Here is a 25,627-nt window from a genome sequence, read left to right as displayed (position 1 = left end):
ATTTTAAGCATTTGCTAATCCAAAAACAGCTCCAGCAGGATCTTCTACAATTGCAAATTGAAGATTTCCTTCTTTATTTTTAATCTCATGAATAGATTTCCCTCCCATTTCCAACGCTTTTTGCAAACTTTCCGCAACATTATCTACACTAATGTACATAATCCATTGTGATGGAATTCCTTTATTCATGCCACGTTTCGTACAAACTCCACCAGCCGCATTTTCTGAAGAAGACATCATTGTATAATCATTGTATTCCTCTTCATCATCTTTCATCGCAACATTTTTGACTTCCCAACCAACAACTTCTTTGTAAAAATCTTTTAATTCAGTCGAATTTTCAACAGTTAAATCAGCCCAAACCATTTGACCAATTTTCGATTTATTTTCATCCATCTTCAACTATTTTTAGCTTTTCGATTCAACATAATTCTTGAAACTATTCAAAATAGCTTGCCAACCTTGTGTCTGCATTTCAGTAGGATTTTGACTTTCTGGTTCAAATTTTTCTGTGATTTTGGTTAAATTATTCTCTTCATGAAAATTTATTTCAACCTTGCGACCATCTGCAATGTAATAACGAATAAATTTATTTGGAATGATTTCGTCATATTTAGCTTCAAATTCGAATTGAAAACTACCATCTTTTGCAGCCATCGTACTGTTTAATTTTCCACCAACTTGCAAATCATTTTCTGCTTTAGGACAATGCCAATCATCAGAAGCTTGATTCCATTTTACAATATCTTCAGGAGAATTAAAAGCTTTCCAAACCTGATCTATTGGAGCATTTATTATTGTTTCGATTGTAATCATACGTATAGTTTTTTGTTGATTTTTAAGGTTTCATAAAATCAAAAGCACCTTTGCGCAAATTAATTCCGTATTCGAGATAAGCTTTCAGACAAGCCAAGAAATTCGCCCAACCTTCTGTTTGTCCCATCAATTGCTTAATTCCAGCTTCATCATCATTCATTTCATGTTCAATGACTTTAACAATTGTCGAATCATTTTCTCCTTTTTCGAGAAAAATCTCCACCAGCATATCATCAACTCCACCGCTCCAATCAAAAGAAATGTATTCATCTTGTTTTAAATCGCCTCCCATTACAGGAAAAATATCATCAAACTCAGGAAATTTCCATTCAACAATTTTTCCAGTTTCGATAGCTCCTGATGAAGAAGCAATAAAATATTGATTCATTTTATTTGGATTAACAATCGCATCAAAAACTTCATTTTTAGATTTCTGAATTTGAATTGTTGCTTTTGCAGTTAACTTCATTTCAATTAATTTTGGCTAACTAATTTAATCAAAAAAAGTGTTCGAATTTTCGAATTCATAAAAAATAATTAAAACTTTATCGATATTGAAATCATTTATAGAAAATAATTCGATTTGTACTTTTAAAAAATAAAAGTTTTTTACATTTATAGTATTGTAAAATTGATAAACACGTGAAAAAATTTACTCAAAAAGCAACTCTACTTAGTCTTATTTTGATGAGTGGAATTAGCTATGCGCAAGATGCAAAAGCAGATTCTGCCTATGTTAGAGAGCATTATGAAAAGACCGAACAATTGATTCCGATGCGAGATGGAACGAAATTGTTTACAGCTATTTATACGCCAAAAGATCAAACCAAGAAATATCCTGTTTTACTTAATCGAACGCCTTATACAGTGGCGCCTTACGGAGCAAATGAGTATAAAAAATCGCTTGGAAATTTCCCTGCAGAAATGCGCGAAGGATTTATATTCGTATACCAAGATGTGAGAGGAAAATGGATGAGCGAGGGTGAATTTGAAGATGTACGACCAGTTAATAAAACGAAAAATAAAAAGGCAATAGACGAAAGTACAGATACGTACGACACGTTGGAATGGTTGGCAAAAAACATGAAAAATTACAACCAAAAAGCTGGAATTTATGGAATTTCTTATCCTGGTTTTTATTCGACAATGAGTTTGGTTAATTCGCATCCAACGCTGAAAGCTGTTTCACCACAAGCACCAGTTACGAATTGGTTTTTAGGCGACGATTTTCATCACAATGGTGTTTTATTTCTAAATGATTCTTTCAAATTTATGTCATCATTTGGTGTTAAACGTCCGCAACCAATTACACCAGATAAAGGTCCGAAATCTTTAGAATATCCAATCAAAGATAATTACCGTTTTTATTTGGAAGGTGGATCTGTAAAGGAATTGAAGGATAAATATTTCCAAGATAATATCAAATTCTACAATGATTTGTTTGCACATCCTGATTATGATCAATTTTGGCAAGATCGAAACCCTTTACCACATCTTACCAATGTGAAACCTGCTGTGATGACGGTTGGTGGTTTCTTTGATGCAGAAGATGTTTATGGTGCATTTGAAACCTATAAAGCAATTGAAAAGCAAAATCCGAATGCAACAAATATTTTGGTAGCTGGACCTTGGTTTCATGGTGGTTGGGTTCGCTCTAAAGCCGATACATTTGGTGATATGCAATTTGGAACGCCAACAGGAGAATATTATCAGCAACAAATTGAGTTACCTTTTTTCAATTATTATTTAAAAGACAAAGGAAATTTCAAACCAACAGAAGCGCAAATTTTTATCACAGGTTCTAATGAATGGAAACAGTTTGATAATTGGCCTCCAAAGAATGTGACAACGCAGAAAATGTATTTACAAGCTAACGGAAAAATATCTTTTCAACAGACTAATAACGCAAGTTTTGATGAATATGTAGCAGATCCAAATAATCCAGTTCCGTATCAAGGTGGTGTTTTAGAAAGTCGTCCGCGAGAATATATGGTCGATGATCAACGATTTGCGTCAACTCGTCCTGATGTTATGGTTTATCAAACCGACATTTTAACTGAAGATATGACGATTACAGGTCCAATTATCAATCATCTATTTGTTTCATCAACGGGAACAGATGCTGATTATGTAGTAAAATTGATTGATGTTTTCCCTGAAGACACACCAAAATATAATGGAAAATTGATGGCTGGATATCAAAATTTGATTCGTGCCGAAATTATGCGAGGAAAGTACCGCAATAGTTTTGAAAAACCTGAAGCAATGGTTCCTAATCAGAAAACAAATGTGACGTATTCTATGCCAGATGTTGGACATACTTTCAAGAAAGGACATCGTATCATGATTCAAGTTCAGAATACATGGTTTCCTTTAGCCGACCGTAATCCGCAACAATTTATGAATGTTTACGAAACAACTGCGAAAGATTTCTTGAAACAAACACAACGAATTTATCACGATTCTTATATCGAAATTCCAGTTTTGAAATAACAAAAAAATCCAACAAATTACTTGTTGGATTTTTTATTTTTGGACCCAACAATTTATTCAACTAAAACTGCCGAAACCAATACTTTTTCGAAGCTAAATGAAACACTTATCGGACAAGTTTCTTCTGCTTCTTTTGCTATTTTCTGAAATTCTTCATCTGTAATCGAAGGAATTTTTGCTGTTAAACTTAATTCTGAGCGAACAACTTTCCCTCCTTCAAAAACAATTTTACAATCGGTTTCTAATTTTTCTGCTGTATATCCTGCTTCTCCTAATAAACCTGATGTTTTCATTGTAAAACAACCTGCATGAGCTGCTGCCAAAAGTTCTTCTGGGTTTGTTCCTACTCCTTCTTCAAATCGACTTTTGAACGAATATTGTGTATTATCTAATACTGTACTTTGTGTGGTTAGTGTTCCTGATCCTTCTGTAACCGAACCATTCCAAACTGCTTTTGCACTTCTTTTCATTTTGAATATTTTTTAGATTGAATTTTATTAAAGTTAAAAATTATGAAATCATTAGAGGAATTAATTCTCAACTTTATGAATAATTTTAACGAAAAAAGTTCAGATAAAATTTATCTGAACTTTTACTAAAAAAACTACTAACCACCCTTTACTATGAATTGTATTAGGTTATTCAAATTTACAAAGAAACTAGTATTTATAAAATTGAAAATCAATTTCTAATCTAATTTTAATTTTAGAAACTTTTAAAACGTAATTTTTCCAATCTTTCCTTTATTTCCCACCAAAATCACATATTTCTTATCTGGCGAAACTGTACACGTATTGTAACTATCTTGTGTAATAGTTGTCCAATTATGTCCTCCATCTGCAGAATAATCTACTCCAGAATAACCACAAACCAAGACTTTATCTTTTGAAATAATTGTTACACCAGATTTATATCCTTTTGGATATTTCCATGAATCTTGAAAATCAATTTTACCATTTGTCAACTTAAATTTATAGAAATTATAGCTCGAATCTTCTGGTTTTGTAAAATCTCCACCAACCAAGTATCCAACATTATTTGTCGCGTCATAAGCCATTCCATTAATTCCAGAAGTAGAACTTTTCGTTTTCTCCAACGCATACATTTGTCCACCTTTTGGCGTATAATAGTATAAATTCGACAACTCTCCTCCTGTAACAATCAAGGTTTGCTTCCCATCTACATACAAATTACTTCCACTTGATGCAAAAAAAGCTTCTTTCGGATTTTTCAATCGCAAAGGTTGACCGTGAAGCGATTTTGCAACTTCCCATTTAGTAGGATCAGTAATCGAAGACGTTAATACAAATGGTTTATCTGGCGACATTGGATCTCCTAAAACAGTAATTTTCTTCGAAGTTTTATCCACATAAATTACATCTAAAAAAATACCTTTTTCATTATTCTCATACAATTTATTCCACGATTTTCCGCCATCTTTCGTCTGCAAAATATAAGCAGGAGAATCAATTCCTAAAGCCAAATAATTATCTTTTCCTAAAACCTCTACATCTCTAAAATCTCTATTCTCTACAACTTTCGGATTAATCCAACTAAATGTTTTTCCTCCATCTGTCGTTCTACCAATTGTATTTTTTGAGCCAGAAACGATAAACGTTTTTGCATCCTGAAACGCCAAACCTCGGTAACTAACAGACGAATTTTCCTCATTAATCACTTGATAGGTTTGCGCAAAAGACAAACTCGATAACAATAGGACGAAATATTTCATTTTTTTTATAAATTTTAGATTCTACATTTTATATAAAACTATTTTATCTCGGCGAATCAACCAAATATTTTTTAAGTTTGTGTTTTACATCAAATAAAATGAAACGATATACATTCTCAACATTACTATTAAGCCTTACCTTAACGTGTTTTAATCCAATCAATCATACGGTTTATGGACAAAATACGTCAAAAAATAGTTCGAAAAACTTACAGATTAATGAAAAAACATTAAGCGATATTTTGGAGAAAAATAAAGCTTTTTACAAAGAAGGAAAAGTTGCCGATTATATTCCAGAATTAGGAAAAATGCAAGCAGATAAAATTACTTTTTCTGTAGTTAATGAGAATGGTAAAGTGATAAATGTTGGCGATGTCAACCAAAAATTTACGATTCAAAGTATCTCAAAAATCATTGCATTAATGATTGCTGTTACGGAAAAAGGTGAGAAAAATGTATTTTCTAAAATAGGTTATTTCGGAACGGATAAACCATTTAATCACTACGCAAATCTTGAAACGACAGGAAAACCTCTTAATCCGATGATGAATGCAGGTGCGATTTTAACAACTTCTATGATTGAGGGTGAAGGTGAAATTCCTTTCAAAAAAATCCTTGAAATGGTTCGTTACATCACCAAAAATAATTCGATAGATTATAGTAAATCGGTTTATAATTCTGAAAAAGAAACGGGAAACAAAAATCGTGGAATGTTTTATTTGATGAAAAATAATGGCTTGATTGAAGGTGATGAAGAAAAGTTGAACAACTATTTCAAACAATGTTCTATCGAAGTAACTGCCGAAGATTTAGCTAAAATTGGTTATTTCTTTGCTCATCAATGCACACGTTTTGATGGTGATACAACGTATAAAAATGCGGAAGTTTCACAATTAATTCAATCTCAAATGTTGACTGCCGGAATGTACGAATTTAGTGGCGAATATTCTCGCACCGTTGGATTACCAAGCAAATCTGGCGTTGGTGGCGGAATTACCGTTTCCGTTCCAAACAAAATTGGTATTGGCGTTTTCAGTCCTGCACTCGACAAACACGGAAATTCTGCGGCTGGTTATCACATGATTTTGGATTTGGTAAAGCAATACAATTTAAGTTTATTTCAATAATTTTTTATGTTCGATTTTAGATTAAAAGTTTTTGATACGGTTGCTAAACGCTTGAATTTCACAAAAGCAGCAAACGAATTAAATATAACACAACCAGCTGTTACAAAACATATTAAAGAAATCGAATTAAATCTTAACATTAAGTTATTCGAGAGAAATGGAACGAAAATAAAATTGACCAAAGCTGGCGAAATTCTATTAAAATATACAGAAGAAATTTTTTCTGTTTATCAAAAAATGGAATTTGAAATTGGTCAATTGCAAGAAAAACAAAAAGGAACTTTGCGTTTGGGTGCGAGCACTACAATTGCGCAATATGTGTTACCTCCTATTTTAGCAGAATTTCGAAAAAGATTTCCTGAAATTCAGTTGAGTTTGGTGATTCAAAATTCGGAAAAAATTGAAGATTTATTAGCAGATCATAAAATTGATGTCGGTTTAATTGAAGCTCAAATCAAAAATAGAACGTTTCATTATTTTCCGTTTATGAAAGATGAAATTGTGTTAGTTTCTCGTCAAAATCATTCTATTTCGACTAAAAACAATATCAAATTAGATGATTTAAAGAATATTCCGTTGGTTTTTCGGGAACCTGGTTCTGGAACTTTAGAAACTATTGATTTGGCTCTAAAATCGAAAAATATAAAGCTAAATGAGCTCAATATAGAAATTCAATTGGGAAGTACTGAAAGTATAAAATCGTATGTACTACATTCTGATGCATTGGCTTTTTTATCGATTCAATCTATTTTACAAGAACTTAAAAATCAAACTTTAACCATAATTGACATTAAAAACCTTGTAATAGAGCGTAATTTCAATTTTATCATTCCAGAAGGTGAACAATCTAAATTGGTGAATTTATTTATTGATTTCTGTAATCGTTATAACTTAAAGTAATAATAGATTACTTTTTATCATTTCTTTTTGAATAATAAGTACAAGAAATTTGTACCATAAAATTATTCAAATCATGAAAATTATACATTCAGAAAAAGGTTTATTTCAACAATTCACTACGCAAAAAGTTATCTTTTTAATATGTGCATTTCTATGTTTAATGCCTTTTATAAGCTCTCCTATCGCATTAGTTTTAGGATTTGCTGTTGCTCAAATATTTGGAAATCCATACGAAATACAATCACGAAAAGTATCAAGCACTTTATTGAAAGTTGCTGTGGTAGGTTTAGGATTCGGAATGAATATCTTTTCGGCTATACAAGCTGGAAAAGAAGGAATTGTATTCACCGTTGTAAGTATTTCTACGTTGATGATTTTAGGATTTTTATTTACCAAACTCTTCAAAATTGAAAAAGCTACAGGATACTTAATATCAGCGGGAACAGCAATTTGCGGTGGAAGTGCAATCGCAGCAATCGCGCCGATTACAAAAGCAAAACCCAATCAAATTTCGGTTGCTTTAGCAGTGGTTTTCACTTTAAATTCAATTGCCTTATTGATTTTTCCACCACTTGGACATTTATTCAACTTATCTCAACACGAATTCGGTTTGTGGTGCGCCATCGCCATTCACGATACAAGTTCAGTCGTTGGAGCAGCAAGTAAATACGGAGAAGAAGCTTTACAAGTCGCTACAACAGTGAAATTAGCGCGTGCACTTTGGATTATTCCATTGTCGTTTTTAACCTTATTGTTTTTCAAAAACACCACATCAAAAATTAATATTCCGTGGTTTATTGGTTTATTTTTAATCGCCATTTGTGTCAATACCTATGTACCTTTTGTTCATCAATTTAGCCCAATTATTATTGATTTATCAAAAGCTGCACTTACGCTTACATTATTCTTAATCGGAACAAGTTTATCATTCAAAATGATAAAAAATATCGGTTACAAACCACTATTAATGGCTATTATTTTATGGGTAATTATTGGAGTTGGAAGTTTAATTATGATTATGAATTTAGCTTAAAATCGTTCTGATTTCTATATTTGTTGCTATCTTTAGAACAAGAAAATTTATAATGAATCATAGATTATTAAAAAATATTGCACTCGGAATTGGATTTTCAATTTCGAGTTTTGTTTCTGCACAAACCTATACTTTAAAATTCAAAACGAATTACGGAAAATTTGATGTGATGTTATACGATTTCACACCAAAACATCGCGATTTGATTTTGAGTGAAATTAATAAAGGAACTTATACAAATGCGCAATTTAACAGAATTGTGAAAGATTTTGTGATTCAAGGAGGAGAATTAGATGACCCTATTTTGGCACGAGAAGCCGAACATCCAGAACAAAAACCGATTCGTTTAGCACCAGAATTTAATCCGAAAGCTTTTCATAAAATGGGTGCTCTAGGCGCTGGTCGAGATGGAAATAAAGAGAAAGCATCGTATTACAATCAAATTTATTTTGTTGTTGGAAAGAGAATTACAGAAGAAGAATTAGATAACTTAGAAGCTAAAAAAGGAATCAAATTTACAGCAGAACAACGCGCTGAGTATTTGAAAAATGGTGGTCAGCCTCGTTTAGATCATGATTTTACAGTTTTTGGAGAAATTACAAAAGGCTTAGACAAAGTCATGAAAATTAGTAATGTTGAAACGAAAAACGAATTACCATTAGAACCTGTTATTTTTTCAATCAAAGTGAAAAAGAAAAAAACGCCTACGAAATATAACAAAACAAGTGTTTCTTTGGGCGGTACAGCGATTGGTTTTTAATTATTATTTTTGTACCTCAATTATAAATTATGCAACCATCAATTTTATTAACGACTTTAAACGCAAAATATATTCATCTCAATTTGGCGATTCGTATTTTGTACGATTTGAATCATCATCGAGGAAATATTTTTTGGAAAGAATTCACGATTAAATCTGACTTTGATGAAGTTGCAGAAAAATGTGCTAAATACGATATTATCTGTTTTAGTTGCTACATTTGGAATATTACGCAGACGTTAGAAGTTTGTAAACGTATCAAACAAATTTCTCCTGAAACTAAAATTTTGTTGGGAGGACCAGAAGTTAGTTACGAATATGATGATGTGATTGCAAATAATTATATCGACTATATTATTGTAGGTGAAGGAGAAATTCCGTTCGAAGAATTTGTTGCTAACTATCCATCAATAGAAAATGTACCGAATTTAGTTTACAAGAAAGAGAACAAAGTTGTTTTCAATGCGCAAAATATTCAGTTTGATATCAAACGATTAAAAGGTAGAAATCCTTATCAATACGATAATCCAGCGGATTTGGAAAAGAAGGTTTGTTACATCGAAACTTCTCGTGGATGTCCTTATAAATGTGAGTTTTGCTTGGCAAGTTTAGACAATAAAATGCGCTATTTGCCGATGGAAACCATCAAAGAAAATTTGTTGTATTTGATGAAACATGGGAAAACTATCAAATTTTTGGATCGTACATTTAACATAAAACGTGATTTTACAATTGAATTGTTTCAATTTATTTTGGATCATTATCGTGAAGGAAATGTTTTTCAGTTCGAGATTACAGCCGATATTGTTCATCCAGATATTATTAAATTCATCAACGAAAAAGTTCCGAAAAATCTTTTTCGTTTCGAAATTGGGATTCAAACCGTTAATCAACAAAGTAATCGAGAGGTTTCGCGCAAACAAAATTTTGAGAAAACATCAAATGTCATCAATCAATTAAAAGACAGAATTGAAATGCATTTGGATTTGATTGTTGGTTTGCCTTTAGAGTATATTGATGATTTGAAGTTTAGTTTCGAAGAAACTTTCAAGCTTTATCCACCCGAATTACAATTAGGTTTTTTGAAATTTTTGAAAGGAACGCCAGTTCGTCAAAAATACGAGAATTATGGCTATCATTTTGATCAATTACCTCCGTATCAAATTATAAAAAGTGATTTTTTAAGTGAAAAAGATTTAGAAAATATTACGGCTTTAGAAAATGCTTTGGAGATTTATTGGAACAAACCAAGAACACCCGAAACGTTGAAATATATTGCACAAAAGTATTCTATTTTTGATTTTTTAATGGGATTAGGACAATATTTTGAGCAACATCATTTGTTCCACAAACATACATTGAATGATGTTTTTCAGACGATATTTGATTTTGCAAAAACATTTACAAACGATAAAATTGTGTTAGAATTGATCGCGATTGATTATTATAGTTTTCATAAATCAAAGCCAAAAGATTTGTTTGAAATGGAACAAAAAATAGAAGAAGATTTGAGTGAACTTGCCTCGCATCCGAAAAGTAAATTCGTTTCGATTCCGATTTCATTTGATTATCAAATTTGGAAAGACGAAGATCGTATCGAAAAAACAACAGAAAATTGGTTAATCGAATTTGTAGGAACTTCACATAATATTATTCATTGCGAAGTGTTTGAATAACAAAAAAGATGTCTTTGCAGACATCTTTTTGATTTTTATAAAATCCCCATCAATTCTACTTCGAAAATCATAGTAGAATAAGGTCCTAATTCTTTAGAAATTTCACGATCTTTGTAACCTATTTCTGGTTTAACAACGAACCTAAATTTGCTTCCGACAGGCATTAATTGCACTCCTTCTGCCCAACCTTTTATTACATTTTCCAAAGGAAAAGCAGCAGGTTTCTTGCGTAGAACCGAACTATCAAAAACTTCTCCATTGATATTTGTTCCATGATAATGACACAAAACGGTATCTGACAAAGTTGGTTTCACTCCTTCTCCCATTGTGATTACTTCGTACAATAATCCACTTTCGGTTTCGGTTACACCTTCTTTCAATTTATACTCTTCTCGAAAAGCTAAACCTTCAGTTTTGTTCTTTTCAATCAATTCTTGTTTACGTTTTAATAATAATTCAGCTACTCCCATAGCGCAAATTTAAAAGGAAAATTTTTAATTATAGTATATTAATCGTTACTACAAATTAGTTTACTTTTAAAGAAACAATACAACTAAATGAAAAAGACAATTTTCACATTACTTTTTACTATTATTTCAATTGTAATTTTCGGGCAGAATATGGTAAAAGAGATTCCATTTCAATTAACAAAATACAATAATATTTTAGTGCCAGTTATCATCAATCAAAAAGATACGGTGCAATTGATGTTACATACAGGTTCTGATTATATTACGATTATTGAAGATTCATATAAAAAAATGAAATCGATTTCGATTTCTGATACTTTAAACAATGTGACATCTTGGGTGGGATATTCGGATATGAAAATGAGTCAAAACAATGTAATTAAATTTGGTAATGAAGGGTTTAGCAAAATTCCGATTTTTATCGATAAACAATCTGGACATGAGAGTGATGGGAAAATTGGTTTGAAGTTTTTCGAAGGAAAATATTTAGAAATCAATTTTGATGTGAATAAATTATTTGTCTATGATATAGCTCCTAGCAAACTAAAAAAGTATACAAAATTAAATTCGAGATATTCTCAAGAAACGCTGTATATAAAAGCTTTTCCATTCATTGACAAAAAACCGGTTGAAACAGAATTTATGATACACACAGGTTTTTCTGGTGCTTTGATGATTTCAGATGATTTTGCAAAAGAATATAAATTATTAGAAAAATTTGAAATTATTGGAGACTCTAAACTAAGTGATGCTGCTGGAAATGTAATTCTTTCCAAAAAATCAATTTTACCAAATTTCGAATTAGCAAATCAAACATTCAAAAATGTACCTATGTCATTTTTTGATAGCACAATAAAAATTCAACACAAAAATATTATGGGAGGCGATTTGATCAAACGTTTCAATCTAATTCTCAATTCAGAAAAAGATATTTTATATGTAAAGAAAAGTAAATATTATAAAGATGAGTATTTTAAATTGTAAAACTATAAAAATTAATTCTTAATCTCAATGTAGCCCTCGTCAATTAATAAAGAATTGTCATCAATTTGCTTAAAATTCAATAATGAGATTGGTAAAGAATCTACCAAAACAATATTTTTAGCACTGACTTTATATAAATCTGAACCCAATGGTAATTCAGCCCATTCTTTGGTAAGATGATAACCACTTTGTATTATTTTATCTTTTACTTCAATTATCATTAAATCATGAAAGTCCTTGAATTTTCCAGTAAATGATTCTCCTTTAAATTGAGCAACAAAATGATAAACAGTATTTTTTCCTTTCTTTACTTTTAATTTATTATCTTGAAAATCATTATAACATTCAAAATTCATTGAATTCAAACATTTTATTGAAGCAAAATCAATTTCCGAATTATCTTCTTTTGCAATCAATTTATAAACCTTTGTTTTTGGAGTATATTTAATCTTTACAGTTGCATTAAGTTTATTTTAATGCAAATCTTTTGAATTAATGAAAAGAACTTCTTCAATTAAATCTGGATTTTCATCTAAATAATTAAAAACTTCACTTACATAAATACTATCACTCTTAGAAAAGTATTTATCATTTATAATAAACTTCCCGTAATTCGTACTAAGATGTTTTAAGTCATTCTGACTAAATCCATATATACTTAAAAATAAACTAAGAAGTAATAAATATTTCATGAGTTTTCATTTTTAACTAATTTATAGAAAATTTATAAATCATTAGTGATCTTTACTATAAAAAAATCCACTTCAAATGAAGTGGATTTCTTATATAAACTACAGTTGTCTTTTATTTTGCTTTGAATTTGTTAATCGCGTTAATCGTAAATTCCGATAAAACTAATTCACCCGAAATTTTTGCACGATCAATTAATAATTCGTCCCAATTTTCTGTTCCTTCCCACGCAACACGTTTTAAATATTTCATAGCTTCTGGATTTGAATTGGCTAATTTTTTAGCTAAAATATCGATTCCTTCGTCCATTTCAACTGCATTTGCAAAAACTTCTGCATACAAACCTTTTTCTTTCGCCCAATCAGCTGATTGAAATTCAGTTGCATTAATCGCCATTTGTGTAAAAGCAGAATTTCCAACTTTACGTTCTACTGCTGGTCCAACTACAAATGGTCCGATACCTACAGCCAATTCTGATAATTTTACAGATGCAAATTCTGTTGCAAAAGTATAATCTGCTGCCGATGCAATTCCAACACCACCGCCAACTGCTTTTCCCTGAATACGAGCTAAAACAAATTTTGGTGCTTTGCGAATCGCATTAATAACGTGTGCAAATCCAGAGAAAAATTCTAATCCTGTTTCACGATCTTTGATTGAAATTAATTCGTCAAAAGATGCACCAGCACAAAATGTTCTATCTCCAGCACTTCTCAAAACAATAACTTTTACTTCGTCATCGTTTCCTAATTTTTCAATTTCAGTTGCTAAATTTCTTAATTGAGAACCTGGCATTGAATTACTTTGTGGATGAAAGAATTCAATTGTACCAATTCCGTTTTGTATATCTGATTTTACGTAAGCTTTCATAGTAATTTGAATATATGTTAATGTGATAATTTGAAAATTATTAGCTAATTAACAAATTATCACATTATCTAAATAAATTAATCTTGATTTAATTTTTTAACCATTGTTAAGATCGTTGCAATACCAACTGTTTCTCCTGTTTCGTCGTAAATATCAACCAACCAACGAACAATTCCTTTTGCCACATCGTTTTCGTCTTTTTTCTCTTGATCGATTTTTTCTTTACATGTAAAACGAACTCCAATTGTAGAACCTGGATAAACAGGCTTCACAAAACGACATTCATCTAAACCATAGTTTAACAAAACAGGACCTTTTTTAGCTAAAACGAATAAACCAGCTGCTTTAGATAATAAATAGTATCCGTGTGCAACATTACGTTCAAAAATAGTTCCTTCCAAAGAAGTTGCATCAACGTGAGCATAGAAATTATCGCCAGATAAAGCTGCAAATGCATTAATATCTGATTGTTGAATCGTATGTTTCGCTGTGATTAATGTATCACCAACTTTTACTTCTTCAAAATATTTCGCGAATGGATGTTTATCTTCTTCGATGTAATCTGCTCCGTATTGATATTGTTGTGTAACAGCCGTTAATTTATTTGGAGAACCTTGGACTGCTGTACGTTGCATATAGTGTAATACACCACGTTTTCCTCCCATTTCTTCACCTCCACCTGCACGACCTGGACCTCCGTGAACTAATAATGGAAGTGGTGATCCGTGACCTGTCGATTCTTTGATACATTCAGCATCTAAAATAACAATACGCCCGTGTAATGAACCTGCGTTTAATACAAATTCTGTTGCGATATCATTATCAGCAGTAACAATCGAACAAACTAATGAACCTTTCCCCATACGCACTAACTCAATTGCTTCAGCAGTTCCATTATAAGGAATAATCGTAGAAACTGGTCCAAAAGCTTCAATATTGTGAACATCAGTTTTATTGAATGGATCGTTGTTTAAAAATAAAATTGGAGAAATGAAAGAACCTTTGTTTTTATCAGCACCTTTCACTTCGAAATTATCTAAGTTTCCAAAAATAATTTCTTGCGATTTAGCTAATTCTTCTACTTTCTCACGAACTTCTTTAACTTGCGCTGCTCCCGCCAAAGCTCCCATACGAACACCTTCCACATTTGGGTCTCCAATTGTAGTCGTTGCCAAACGTTGTCCTAAAGCAATTTGTACATCCTCAACCAAATGAGCTGGAACTAACGCACGACGAACCGCAGTACACTTTTGCCCTGCTTTTGTTGTCATTTCACGCGTAACCTCTTTAATGAAAATATCAAATTCTGCTGATCCAACTTGTACATCTTCTCCTAAAACACAAGCGTTCAAAGAGTCAGCTTCTAAGTTGAATGGAACACCTTCTGAAGTAATTCTTGGGTGAGCTTTTAACATTTGTCCTGTCCAAGCAGAACCTGTAAAAGTTATAACATCTTCTGACTCTACACTATCTAAAATTCCGTTTGCAGAACCTGTGATTAATTGTAAAGCTCCGTCAGGTAAAATTCCAGATTCGATAATTGCACGAACAACAGTTTCCGTTAAGAAAGATGTGATTGTCGCAGGTTTTACGATAGCTGGAACTCCAGCCAATAAGTTAACGGCAACTTTTTCTAACATTCCCCAAACTGGAAAATTGAAGGCATTGATATGTATTGCAACACCTCGTTTTGGTGTTAAAATATGTGTACCTAAGAATGTTCCGTTTTTTGATAATTTATGCGTTTCTCCTTCCACATAAAATGGTTGATCTCCGAATTGACGACGTAAAGATGCATTGGCAAATAAGTTTCCAATTCCTCCTTCGATATCAACCCAAGAATCAGCACGTGTTGCTCCTGTTGCCCAAGAAACTGTGTAAAATTCTTCTTTACGATCCATTAAGTATAAGGCTAATTTTTTCAACATTAAACCTCTTTCTTGGAACGTCATTTTACGTAAAACTGGTCCACCAACTGTACGTGCATAATCCATCATCGCACCGAAATCTAATCCAGCTGATGATGCAGTTCCTATTTCTTCGCCATTGATGGCGTTATATAACATTTGCCCTTCAGACGAACCTTTTGTCCATTGTCCTAAAGCATAATTTTCTAATTGTTTAGCCATTTTTATGTTGTTTGTGTATTTTTTTTTAAGTTATAAGTCGTAAGATTAAGTTATAAGTTTTTGTCATTCTGAGTTTATCTCAGAATCTCATTAAGTTAGTGTGATACTGAAACAAGTTCGGTATGACAACTGTTTCTGTCAATCTGAGTTTATCGAAGAATTTTTCTGAAAAGATACTTCGACAGGCTCAGTATGACATTTTACATCATACTTTTTACATTTTACTTACTTTCGTTCCAAGTCTTGTAATTACTCGCCATTGACTCGTAATAATAATCCGGAACTTCGGTTAATGGTTCGCAAGGTTTCAAACTTTCATGACAATCACTTGGTAATTGCATATATTGTTGAGTTCCTTGATCTTTCCATTCTATCATTTGATCCGAAACTTGTTTTACGATTTTGGCAGGATTTCCAACCACAACACTTCTTGTCGGAATATGCGTATCAGCTTTTATAAATGTTAAAGCACCAACGATACATTCGTCCTCCACTACAACATTATCCATTACAACGGCATTCATCCCTACCATACAATTACGACCAATTGTTGCGCCGTGAATAATTGCTCCGTGACCAATATGTGCTTTTTCTTTTAATCGAACAGTAGTTCCCGGAAACATATGAATCGTACAATTTTCTTGTACATTACAATTATCTTCGATAATAATTTGTCCCCAATCACCACGTAATGCACAACCTGGACCGATATATACATCTTTCCCGATAATCACATTTCCTGTTACCACTGCCTGTGGATGAATAAAAGCTGTTGGATGAACAACGGGTTTATATCCTTTGAATTCGTAAATCATAATTTATAGATTTGAGATAGTAGTATTGAGTAATGAGATTTTGTTTAATTGTCATCCTGAATTCATTTCAGAATCTCATTAAATTGATATGATGATGAAACAAGTTCAACATTTCTAAGATCTAATTTCTCAATACTAAAATCTATTTTATGCTCTTTCAATAATTACGGCATAACCTTGTCCTAAACCTATACACATTGTAACTAATGCATAACGTTTTCCTGTAGCTTGTAATTCGTAAGCCGCAGAATTTAAGATACGTGCTCCTGACATTCCAAGTGGATGTCCTAAAGCAATTGCACCTCCATTAGGGTTAATACGAGCATCGTTATCAGCTAAACCTAATGCACGTGTACATGCTAAAGATTGTGCTGCGAAAGCTTCATTTAATTCTATGATATCAATGTCATTCATTGTTAAACCAGCTTTTTCTAATGCAATTTTCGTTGCATTCACTGGTCCAATTCCCATGATACGAGGCTCGACACCTGCAACACCAGAAGAAACGATTCTTGCCATTGGCGTTAAACCAAAATCTTTGATTGCTTGTTCAGAAGCTAAAATATTAGCAGCCGCACCATCATTAAGACCAGAGGCATTACCAGCAGTTACTGTACCATCTGCTTTGAAAGCTGGACGTAACTTTGATAAAATCTCCATAGTTGTATTATTCTTTGGGAATTCATCAGTATCAAAAATGATTGCATCACCTTTACGTTGTGGAATAACAACAGGAACAATCTCTTTCGCTAAACGACCATTCGCTTGTGCAGCAGCCGTTTTTTGTTGCGACCATTCCGCAAATAAATCTTGATCTTCACGCGAAATATTATCACGCTCCGCTAAATTTTCTGCTGTATTTCCCATTCCATCAACACCCCACATTTCTTTCATTTTAGGGTTGATAAAACGCCAACCAAAAGTTGAATCATAAATTTGCGCATCACCACCAAATGGAGAAGCTGATTTAGAAATAACTAAAGGTGCACGAGTCATCGATTCAGCTCCACCAGAAATCATTAATTGAGCATCACCAACTTGAATCGCTCTTGATGCCGCAATTGCTGCTGATAATCCAGACGCACATAAACGATTTACCGTTTCTCCCGGAACTGTATAAGGTAATCCAGATAATAAAGCCAGCATACGAGCTATATTACGGTTATCCTCTCCTGCTTGGTTTGCATTTCCTAAAATAACATCGTAAAATGCAGCTGGATCAATTGACGGATTTCTTTTTAATAATTCGGCGATTACCATTGCCCCCATATCGTCTGGACGAACAGCAGATAATCCACCTTTTAATTTACCAATTGGAGTTCTAACTCCATCTATTATATATGTTTGGTTCATTGTTTTAAAGCTTTATGCCTAAAACTTTATGCTTTAGGCAATTTATAAAATTTACTCTTCAATCAAAGGTTTACCTGTTCTGAAACAAGTTCCTTTAAATAAAGCAATTAACTCATTATTTTGATTCGTAACTTTGATATCGTAAATACCTGTTCTTTTTGTCGAAGAAACTTCTTGCGATTCGATTGTAAATACATCACCTTCGTGTCCAGCTTTCGTAAATGAAATATGAACATCTAAAGCAACTGAAATATTATTGTACATATTGCACGAAAAAGCAAACGCAGAATCTGCCATCGCAAAAGTAACGCCTCCGTGAACAGAACCTACTCCGTTCATCATTTCTGGACGAATTGCTGCTTGTAATTTTGCATATCCTTCTCTAACTTCAATTACTTCTAAACCTAACCATTCACTAAATTTATCGTGATCAAGCATTGCATTTAATAACTTTTGTGGTTCCATGTTTTGATATTTTTTTAGTAGAATGTTTTGTTTTCTTTGACGTAATTTCTGATAATTGGACTTAAACGGTAACGATCTTCATGGTAATAATTGTACAATTTATCTAAATCATTTTGTACATTTTCCAGTCCATATTCATCCGCCCATTTCAATAATCCTTTTGGATAATTTACACCTTTTGTCATCGCCGTATCTAAATCCTCACGGTTTGCAATGTTTAAAAATAAAGCATCAGCTGCTTCGTTGATTAACATCACCAAAACACGTTTGTATATTTTTTCTAATAAAGCTTGATCTTGAGATGGTACTTTTTTCTCCACTCCTTCTGCATAATTGTAAAATCCACGACCAGATTTACGTCCGTAATATCCAGCTTCGAATAAGCGTTTTTGAGAGAAAGATGGTTTAAATCTTGGATCATAAAAGAATGATTCGAAAACCGATTCGGTTACACGATAATTCACATCATGACCAATAAAATCCATTAATTCGAATGGTCCCATACGGAAACCTCCAACAGAAGTCATCGCAAAGTCTATTGTTTCTGCATCTGCAACTCCTTCTTCTAATAAACGAATTGATTCGCTATAAAATGGACGAGCTACACGATTTACAATAAATCCTGGCGTATCTTTCGTAATTACAGGTAATTTACCAACAGATTGAATCAAGGCTTTTACTTCTTCTGCTAAACCTTCTCGCGTTTGTACGGCTGGAATAATCTCTACCAAAGCCATTAAAGGCGCAGGATTAAAAAAGTGAATTCCAATAACACGTTCTGGTTTTGAACACGCAGATGCAATTGATGCGATTGATAATGAAGAAGTGTTTGAAGCTAAAATACATTCGTCAGAAACGAGTTCTTCCACTTGTTTGAAAACTGATTTTTTAATATCTAAATTTTCAATAATTGCTTCAATCATTAAATCAATCGATGCAAAAGCGGTTAAGCTATCTGCATATTCGATATTGTTTTGAATTTCTTGTGCTTTTTCAGCAGTATATTTTTCTTTCGCCACTAACTTCTCGAATGTCTTCGCTAAGTTTTGTTTTGAACGATCTAAAGCTTCTTTATTTGTGTCATATAAAACAACTGGATGACCAGATTGAGCAAAAACTTGTGCAATTCCAGACCCCATTGCTCCTCCACCAATAATTCCTATTTTTTTCATTTCTTACTCGCCTTTAAAAACAGGATTTCTTTTCTCGATAAATGCGTCTACACCTTCTTGATAATCTGATGTATTCCCTGATTTAGCTTGAAATAATCCTTCTTGAATTAATTGTTCTTCGATTGAATTATTAAATGTTTGATTCAATAATTTCTTTGTATAAGCCAAACCTTTTGTTGGAAGATTGGCTAATTTATCAGCAATCTTTGCAACTTCAGCATCGAAAATATCGTCAGCGAAAAACTCATAAATCATTCCGATTTCTTTTGCTTGAGCCGCCGAAACTTTATCTGCAAGCATCATTAAAGCAGTTGCTTTTTGAAGTCCAATTAAACGAGGTAAGAAATAAGTTCCTCCACAATCTGGGATTAAACCAATTTTAGAAAAAGCTTGAATGAAATTTGTCGATTCTTTCGCAACAACAATGTCACAAGCCAAAGCTAAATTTGCTCCCGCACCGGCAGCAACACCGTTTACAGCAGCAACAACTGGTTTGTCCATATTTCTAATTTTAAGAACCAATGGATTGTAATTTTCTTGAACGATTTTATTGAAGTCGATTTCTTTTTCTTCTAAAACTTCTCCTAAATCTTGACCAGCGCAGAATGCTTTTCCCGTTCCAGTTAAAACCACTGCACGAACAGAAACATCTTGAGCTGCAACATCCAAGTGATGTTGAAGAGATTTAATCATTTCCTGATTAAAACTGTTAAAAACAGAAGGACGATTCAACGTAATCGTAGCAATTCCTCCCTCTTGTGTGTATAGGATTGATGTTGAATTTTCCATATTTTTTTAGTGATGACATTTGAAATAATCAAATGGTTCGTGGCAACTATTGCATTGATACATAGCTTTGCAGGCCGTAGAACCAAATTGACTGATAAGTCTGGTATCTGTAGAGCCACATTGTGGACATTCGATATTTTGTTCGTCTGAAAAAAGTGCATCAGACGAAGGATTTTTGGTTGGCGGTGCAATTCCATAAGCCTTCATTTTTTGCTTTCCTTCTTCTGTCATCCAATCAGTTGACCACGAAGGGCTCAACTGATTAATGACATTGATATTTTTGAATCCTTTTTCGATTAATTTTAAACGAACAGAAATTGAAATTGCACTCATAGCAGGACATCCTGAATATGTTGGCGTAATTGTAACATTGACACTTTGTTCGTCAATTAATTCAATTTTACGCACAACACCAAGATCGATTACACTAATCACAGGAATTTCTGGATCAGCGACTTCCTCCATGTATTGCCAAATTTCTTTTTCGGTTACCATTGCGAATTAGGATAAGTTCTTTGTAAATATTGTAAATCTGTTAAGATAAATCCTAAATGCTCTGTATGAACACCTTCTTTACCTCCTTTTTGTACAAAAGCATTTTCTACATCAGCTTCGATTGTAGCTTCGTCTAAAATTGCTTTTACATTTACTAACCAAGTTGCCTGAAATTCTTCTGGACTTGAAATTAATCCTTCTTCAACTAAAGCTTTTTGATAAGGCGCTAATAAAAATGCTTCTTTTACGTAAGGTAAAATATTGTTTACAGCTTCCTGAATTTTATCGTGAGATTCTTGTGTTCCGTCTCCTAAACGAATCATCCATTCTGATGACCATTTTAAGTGATATTTTACCTCTTTCAATGATTTTTCAGCGATGGCTTGTAATTTAAGATCTTTTACTTTCAAAAATTGCTCTAACAATAACGCATGGTAAGAATCGTAAAAGAATTGACGTGCAACTGTGTCTCCGAAATGTCCGTTTGGTAATTCAACCAACAATAAGTTTTTATATTCACGCTCTTCACGTAACATTGCTAACGTATCTTCAGTTGCTCCATTCCCGATCATTTCAGCCGCATAATCATAATAATTAGATGTTTGACCTAATAAATCCAACGCCATATTAGACATTGCAATGTCTTGTTCTAAAATTGGACCATGACCACACCATTCGCATAAACGTTGTGCCAAAATTAGATTTGTATCTGCTAGATGCAAGATAAAATCGATGTAATTTTGATTGTTTTGATAAACTGTACTTGTCATAAATTACATGTTTTTAATTTCTTCTGGTACATCATAAAAAGTTGGATGACGGTAAACTTTGTCTTCTGCAGGATCAAAAAATTGTTCCGCTTCATCAGGATTAGAAGCATGGATATTAGCAGATTCTACCACCCAAATACTTACACCTTCTAAACGACGTGTATATACATCGCGTGCATTTTCTAGTGCCATTGTAGCATCAGCAGCATGTAAGCTCCCAACGTGTTTGTGGTCTAACCCTTGTTTACTTCTAATGAATACTTCCCATAAAGGCCAATCTCTATTTTCCATCTTTTTATGCGTTTTTGCGTTGTTCTTTTTCTAATTCTCTTTGTTTTCTTTTTTCGTGATAAGCTGTTGCAGCATCACGAACCCAAGCTCCTTCGTTGTGTGCGTTACGGCGAGCATCCAAACGTTGTTTGTTACATTTACCGTTTCCTTTCACAACATTCCAGAATTCTTCCCAATCAATTTCTCCGAATTCGTAGTGACCTGTTTCTTCGTTGAATTTTAGATCTGGATCTGGAATAGTTAATCCTAAATATTCAGCTTGAGGAATAGAAATATCTACGAAACGTTGACGTAATTCGTCATTCGAGAAACGTTTAATTCTCCATTTCATTGATAATTCTGAGTTTGATGATTCTTCATCTTTTGGACCAAACATCATTAATGTAGGCCACCACCAACGATTCATTGCATCTTGCAACATCGCTTTTTGTTCTGGTGTTCCTTTTGATAATACCACTAATGCTTCGTAACCTTGTCTTTGGTGGAAAGATTCTTCTTTACAAACACGTACCATTGCGCGAGCATAAGGACCGTAAGAAGTTCTACATAACGGAACTTGATTCAAAATCGCAGCTCCATCTACCAACCAACCAATCATTCCGATATCTGCCCATGTAAGAGTTGGATAATTGAAGATTGATGAATATTTTGCTTTACCTGAATGTAAGTCATTTAAAGTTTGGATACGAGAAACACCTAACGTTTCTGCTGCACAGTATAAGTATAATCCGTGACCAGCTTCGTCTTGAACTTTCGCTAACAAAATTTTCTTTCTATTTAACGAAGGCGCTCTTGTAATCCAGTTTGCTTCTGGCAACATCCCAACAATTTCTGAGTGAGCATGTTGAGAGATTTGTCTAATTAATGTTTTGCGGTATGCGTCTGGCATCCAGTCTTTTGGTTCGATACGAACTTCATTTTCAATCTTATTATCGAAAATTTCTTGAAAATCAATTTCTTTTGCACTCATTTCTAAACGTTTTTAAAGTTGATTATTTGGCATCAAAATCTACCACGACTTCTGCAGAACGAGGGTGCGCTTGACACGCTAATACAAATCCTCTTTCTAATTCATCTGGCTCAAGTGAGTAGTTGATGTCCATTTCTACCTCACCCTTCTCTACTTTACACTTACAAGTTGCGCAAACACCACCTTTACAAGCATAAGGTAAATCAGCTCCGTTTTGTAAAGCCGCATCTAAGATTGTGTCGCCATTGTAACCCAAATCAATCTGTAAAGCTGTTGCATCTAATTTGATGGTAACTTTACTCATTGTGTCATCTGATTGTTTTACAGCTTTTTGACGCTCTACCTTTTTCGCTTCTGCAGATGCACTATAGAATAACTCGAAATGCAAATGTTTTGCATCAACTCCTGCTTCTACAAAAGCGTCACGACCGCTTAAAATCATTTCTTCTGGTCCACAAAGGAAAACTTCGCTTACTTCTTTTGGATCGATGATATTTTGCAAGAAATATTCAATTTTTGCTTTATCAATACGACCACTCAAAATCTCAGCATCAGCCGTTTCGCGACTCAAGATATTGTAAACGCTAATGCGTTCCATGTATCTATTTTTTAATGCTTCAATTTCTTCTTTAAAAATAATCGAACCTTTGTTTCTGTTTCCATATAACAGCACAAATTGACTGTTAGGTTCTGTTTGTAGAACTGTTTTGATAATCGAAAGTACTGGTGTAATTCCTGATCCCGCCACAATTCCTACATATAATTTTTTGTTGTCTTCGTGTACTTCTGTAAAGAAATTTCCTTGTGGAGTCATTACATCAAGAACATCGCCAACTTTGATTGTATCGTTAACAAATGTCGAGAAAATTCCATCCTCAATTTTCTTTACAGCAACTCTTAATTCATTATCCAAAGGACTTGAACAAATTGAGTAAGAACGTCTAATTTCTTCGTTATTGTGAAGATTTTTGAACGTTAAATATTGACCATGTTTGAATTTGAATTCTTGGTTTAATTCTTCTGGCACTTCAAATGTAACGGATACACAATCTGGTGTTTCCTTTTTTACATTTTTAACGCGTAATTGGTGAAAATTTATAGCCATATTATTTTTGAAATCCGTTAATTAATAGTGTCATTAAGTCATTTTCTAATTGCTCTGGTGAGATATCTCGTCCAGGTTTGTACCACAATTCTATCCAACGTAATGATGATAATAAAGTAAATAAAGCAACCGAAACATTCAAGTCTTTAAATTCGCCTGCTGCAATTCCTGCTTTAATAAGATTAGCGATTCTTTTTTCGTATCCTTTTCGAATTGTTTTGTACAATTCTTTTTTCGTATCCGAAAGATTTTTCCAATCATTATTTGCAACAGAAACTTCGTTTGGCTCATCAATAATCATTCTGACGTGTAATTGAATTAAATCTCTCAATTTCTGAACATTTGATTCGTCAGTATCTTCAATCGAACTAATGTGAGAAACATATTGATTGGCAACTTTAAAACAAATCTCTTCTAAAATTTCGTCTTTCGAACGAATGTGATTGTATAAACTTGCCGCTTCCATTCCAACTTTTTCAGCCAGTTCGCGCATTGATGTAGCCGAATATCCTTTTTGTTTAAAGATTAATGCAGCTTCTTGAATAATCAGTTCTTTTTTACTTTGTTTAGGCATATATTTATAAATGTCTGTTATCGATGATTCGGTTTAATTTTCCTCCTTCACTTTTCGGAAGTCCATCAACTTGATACAATTTAACATTCATTCCTAATCCAATATTGTCTCTAATCTTTTTGTGAATGTTAGAGATTAATTTGCAACATGCATGATTAGATTCGTCGTTCAAATTATCACAAGTGAAACCTTGGCTTGCAAAATAGTCAGGATTAATTTCAAATCCAACTTCTACAGCATCCATATTTTTAGGTTTTGTTAAAACTACTTGATAATTTGGTGATAATTCTGGGAATTCTGGAATAAAATCAGCGATTTGCGTGTGAAAGAAATTTACACCTCTAATAATCATCATATCATCTGCACGACCAATAATCGGTCCCATTTTGATATGTGTTCTTTTCTTAGAATGTTCGTACGTAAGGGTTGTAATATCTCCAGTCCAATAACGCACCAATGGTAAAGCTTCTTTTGTTAACGTTGTAATCACTAAAACTCCAGGTTGTCCGTAAGGTACAGGCTCACCTGTTTTCTCGTCTACAATTTCTGGAAAGAAATGATCTTCCCAAATGTAAGATCCTGTTCCTTGCTCTTCGTAATCTTCGTTAGACACACCAGGTCCGATAATTTCGCTCAATCCATAGATATTAGACGCTTTGATGTTTAAACTTCCTTCTACTTCTTGACGTAATGCTTCTGACCAAGGTTCTGATCCTAAAATCGCAAACTTAAGGTTTAAGCTTTCTAACGATTCTCCTCTTTTTTTGATTTCCTCTGCTACTGTTAATGCATACGATGGTGTTGCACAAATAGCATCAGCTTGAAAATCTTTCAACAACATGATTTGTTTTTCAGTATTTCCACCAGAAATAGGAACAACTGTCATTCCTAATTTTTCTGCTCCATAATGTAATCCCAAACCTCCTGTAAACAAACCATAACCATAGGCATTTTGTAATGTCATTCCTGGTTCGCATCCAGAAGCTGCTAAAGAACGTGCTACTACTTCTGAAAATAATTCGATGTCGTTTTTGGTATAACCTACAACAGTTGGTTTTCCTGTTGTGCCGCTTGAACAATGTAAACGGATTACGTTGCTCTTTGGTTCTGCAAATAATCCGAACGGATAGTTCTCTCTTAAATGTGTT

Annotated in this window: 29 protein-coding genes; 7 read left to right on the top strand and 22 right to left on the bottom strand. The window is 33.1% G+C overall.

The genetic code is table 11. The features are described from left to right. Positions 1 to 3 precede the first annotated feature (3 nt). From B4H69_RS12855 to B4H69_RS12845, 3 genes are read right to left on the bottom strand one after another with little or no spacing between them, the layout of a single operon-like run. The gene (locus tag B4H69_RS12855; RefSeq protein ID WP_180906708.1) at positions 4 to 396 is read right to left on the bottom strand and encodes a VOC family protein; all 393 of its coding nucleotides are present in this window, start codon (positions 394 to 396) and stop codon (positions 4 to 6) included. A 12-nt stretch (positions 397 to 408) separates the two neighbouring features. Beyond that, on the bottom strand, positions 409 to 816 hold the full coding sequence (locus B4H69_RS12850) for an SRPBCC family protein (protein WP_180906707.1): 408 nt from the start codon (positions 814 to 816) through the stop codon (positions 409 to 411). A 22-nt stretch (positions 817 to 838) separates the two neighbouring features. Next, entirely contained in the window at positions 839 to 1,285 is a 447-nt protein-coding gene (locus B4H69_RS12845; protein WP_180906706.1) for an SRPBCC domain-containing protein, read from the bottom strand. 173 nt (positions 1,286 to 1,458) lie between these two features. Here B4H69_RS12845 and B4H69_RS12840 point away from each other — a divergent pair, with 173 nt between their 5' ends. Continuing rightward, positions 1,459 to 3,309 carry a CocE/NonD family hydrolase gene (locus B4H69_RS12840; RefSeq protein WP_244958047.1) on the top strand — a complete coding sequence of 617 codons (1,851 nt, stop codon included), beginning with the start codon at positions 1,459 to 1,461 and terminating at the stop codon, positions 3,307 to 3,309. Between the two features lie 53 nt (positions 3,310 to 3,362). Here the strand turns inward: B4H69_RS12840 and B4H69_RS12835 are convergent, their stop codons facing one another. Beyond that, entirely contained in the window at positions 3,363 to 3,779 is a 417-nt protein-coding gene (locus tag B4H69_RS12835) for an OsmC family peroxiredoxin (protein ID WP_125350069.1), read from the bottom strand. Positions 3,780 to 4,024: 245 nt separating this feature from the next. After that, positions 4,025 to 5,041, bottom strand: coding sequence for a YCF48-related protein (locus B4H69_RS12830; RefSeq protein ID WP_180906705.1), 1,017 nt, complete (start codon positions 5,039 to 5,041; stop codon positions 4,025 to 4,027). A 98-nt stretch (positions 5,042 to 5,139) separates the two neighbouring features. On the opposite strand from B4H69_RS12830, the gene glsA reads away from it, so the two are divergent. The 5 genes from glsA (at position 5,140) to B4H69_RS12805 (ending at position 10,537) form a co-directional block, all read left to right on the top strand. After that, on the top strand, positions 5,140 to 6,168 hold the full coding sequence (glsA, locus tag B4H69_RS12825; RefSeq protein WP_180906704.1) for a glutaminase A: 1,029 nt from the start codon (positions 5,140 to 5,142) through the stop codon (positions 6,166 to 6,168). A gap of 6 nt (positions 6,169 to 6,174) precedes the next feature. After that, positions 6,175 to 7,068, top strand: coding sequence for a LysR family transcriptional regulator (locus tag B4H69_RS12820; RefSeq protein WP_180906703.1), 894 nt, complete (start codon positions 6,175 to 6,177; stop codon positions 7,066 to 7,068). Between the two features lie 73 nt (positions 7,069 to 7,141). Beyond that, complete coding sequence (locus tag B4H69_RS12815) at positions 7,142 to 8,101, top strand: YeiH family protein (RefSeq protein ID WP_180906702.1); 960 nt, start codon at positions 7,142 to 7,144, stop codon at positions 8,099 to 8,101. A gap of 52 nt (positions 8,102 to 8,153) precedes the next feature. After that, complete coding sequence (locus tag B4H69_RS12810; protein WP_180906701.1) at positions 8,154 to 8,861, top strand: peptidylprolyl isomerase; 708 nt, start codon at positions 8,154 to 8,156, stop codon at positions 8,859 to 8,861. Between the two features lie 29 nt (positions 8,862 to 8,890). After that, entirely contained in the window at positions 8,891 to 10,537 is a 1,647-nt protein-coding gene (locus B4H69_RS12805) for a B12-binding domain-containing radical SAM protein (RefSeq protein ID WP_180906700.1), read from the top strand. Positions 10,538 to 10,572: 35 nt separating this feature from the next. On the opposite strand, the gene B4H69_RS12800 is transcribed toward B4H69_RS12805, so the two are convergent. Next, entirely contained in the window at positions 10,573 to 11,007 is a 435-nt protein-coding gene (locus B4H69_RS12800; RefSeq protein ID WP_180906699.1) for an FKBP-type peptidyl-prolyl cis-trans isomerase, read from the bottom strand. A gap of 87 nt (positions 11,008 to 11,094) precedes the next feature. Between B4H69_RS12800 and B4H69_RS12795 the strand changes: the two genes are divergently transcribed. After that, entirely contained in the window at positions 11,095 to 11,991 is an 897-nt protein-coding gene (locus B4H69_RS12795) for a hypothetical protein (protein ID WP_180906698.1), read from the top strand. An 11-nt stretch (positions 11,992 to 12,002) separates the two neighbouring features. On the opposite strand, the gene B4H69_RS12790 is transcribed toward B4H69_RS12795, so the two are convergent. From B4H69_RS12790 to B4H69_RS12715, 16 genes are all read right to left on the bottom strand, one after another. After that, a complete protein-coding gene (locus B4H69_RS12790; RefSeq protein WP_180906697.1) occupies positions 12,003 to 12,407 on the bottom strand; it encodes a hypothetical protein in 405 nt (134 codons plus the stop codon). 57 nt (positions 12,408 to 12,464) lie between these two features. Beyond that, positions 12,465 to 12,683, bottom strand: a complete 219-nt coding sequence (locus B4H69_RS12785) for a hypothetical protein (RefSeq protein ID WP_180906696.1) — start codon at positions 12,681 to 12,683, stop codon at positions 12,465 to 12,467. Positions 12,684 to 12,795: 112 nt separating this feature from the next. Further along, entirely contained in the window at positions 12,796 to 13,551 is a 756-nt protein-coding gene (locus B4H69_RS12780; RefSeq protein ID WP_180906695.1) for an enoyl-CoA hydratase/isomerase family protein, read from the bottom strand. Positions 13,552 to 13,628: 77 nt separating this feature from the next. Further along, positions 13,629 to 15,680: a phenylacetic acid degradation bifunctional protein PaaZ gene (gene paaZ, locus B4H69_RS12775; protein WP_291094258.1), complete on the bottom strand. Its 2,052-nt coding sequence runs from the start codon at positions 15,678 to 15,680 to the stop codon at positions 13,629 to 13,631. 221 nt (positions 15,681 to 15,901) lie between these two features. Then, positions 15,902 to 16,495, bottom strand: coding sequence for a transferase hexapeptide repeat family protein (locus tag B4H69_RS12770; protein ID WP_286485140.1), 594 nt, complete (start codon positions 16,493 to 16,495; stop codon positions 15,902 to 15,904). 147 nt (positions 16,496 to 16,642) lie between these two features. After that, positions 16,643 to 17,848 carry a 3-oxoadipyl-CoA thiolase gene (gene pcaF, locus B4H69_RS12765; protein WP_291094255.1) on the bottom strand — a complete coding sequence of 402 codons (1,206 nt, stop codon included), beginning with the start codon at positions 17,846 to 17,848 and terminating at the stop codon, positions 16,643 to 16,645. 51 nt (positions 17,849 to 17,899) lie between these two features. Continuing rightward, positions 17,900 to 18,313 (bottom strand): hydroxyphenylacetyl-CoA thioesterase PaaI, encoded by a 414-nt coding sequence (gene paaI, locus B4H69_RS12760; RefSeq protein WP_180906691.1) that lies wholly within the window; start codon positions 18,311 to 18,313, stop codon positions 17,900 to 17,902. 14 nt (positions 18,314 to 18,327) lie between these two features. Then, a complete protein-coding gene (locus tag B4H69_RS12755) occupies positions 18,328 to 19,485 on the bottom strand; it encodes a 3-hydroxyacyl-CoA dehydrogenase NAD-binding domain-containing protein (RefSeq protein WP_291094252.1) in 1,158 nt (385 codons plus the stop codon). A 3-nt stretch (positions 19,486 to 19,488) separates the two neighbouring features. Beyond that, positions 19,489 to 20,274, bottom strand: coding sequence for an enoyl-CoA hydratase-related protein (locus B4H69_RS12750; protein WP_038335712.1), 786 nt, complete (start codon positions 20,272 to 20,274; stop codon positions 19,489 to 19,491). A gap of 6 nt (positions 20,275 to 20,280) precedes the next feature. After that, positions 20,281 to 20,769, bottom strand: a complete 489-nt coding sequence (paaD, locus tag B4H69_RS12745) for a 1,2-phenylacetyl-CoA epoxidase subunit PaaD (protein ID WP_291094250.1) — start codon at positions 20,767 to 20,769, stop codon at positions 20,281 to 20,283. Beyond that, positions 20,763 to 21,539 carry a 1,2-phenylacetyl-CoA epoxidase subunit PaaC gene (gene paaC / locus B4H69_RS12740; RefSeq protein WP_291094248.1) on the bottom strand — a complete coding sequence of 259 codons (777 nt, stop codon included), beginning with the start codon at positions 21,537 to 21,539 and terminating at the stop codon, positions 20,763 to 20,765. Before paaC ends, paaD begins: the two co-directional genes overlap by 7 nt. Before the next feature lie 3 nt (positions 21,540 to 21,542). Continuing rightward, positions 21,543 to 21,830, bottom strand: coding sequence for a 1,2-phenylacetyl-CoA epoxidase subunit PaaB (paaB, locus tag B4H69_RS12735; RefSeq protein WP_038335709.1), 288 nt, complete (start codon positions 21,828 to 21,830; stop codon positions 21,543 to 21,545). Positions 21,831 to 21,834: 4 nt separating this feature from the next. Beyond that, positions 21,835 to 22,800, bottom strand: a complete 966-nt coding sequence (paaA, locus tag B4H69_RS12730; protein ID WP_038335708.1) for a 1,2-phenylacetyl-CoA epoxidase subunit PaaA — start codon at positions 22,798 to 22,800, stop codon at positions 21,835 to 21,837. Positions 22,801 to 22,822: 22 nt separating this feature from the next. After that, positions 22,823 to 23,905 (bottom strand): 1,2-phenylacetyl-CoA epoxidase subunit PaaE, encoded by a 1,083-nt coding sequence (paaE, locus tag B4H69_RS12725; protein ID WP_180906686.1) that lies wholly within the window; start codon positions 23,903 to 23,905, stop codon positions 22,823 to 22,825. A gap of 1 nt (position 23,906) precedes the next feature. Beyond that, positions 23,907 to 24,479, bottom strand: a complete 573-nt coding sequence (locus tag B4H69_RS12720) for a TetR/AcrR family transcriptional regulator (RefSeq protein ID WP_115000316.1) — start codon at positions 24,477 to 24,479, stop codon at positions 23,907 to 23,909. Between the two features lie 4 nt (positions 24,480 to 24,483). Continuing rightward, the coding region (locus B4H69_RS12715; RefSeq protein WP_291094245.1) for a phenylacetate--CoA ligase family protein at positions 24,484 to 25,627 on the bottom strand (1,144 nt) is incomplete at its 5' end.

Origin of the sequence: Empedobacter sp. UBA6745, assembly GCF_002453775.1 — a bacterium.
GTDB classification, from domain to species: domain Bacteria; phylum Bacteroidota; class Bacteroidia; order Flavobacteriales; family Weeksellaceae; genus Empedobacter; species Empedobacter falsenii_C.
The sequence above is the reverse complement of the archived record's forward strand: the minus strand, read 5'-3'. Positions and strand labels throughout refer to the sequence as shown.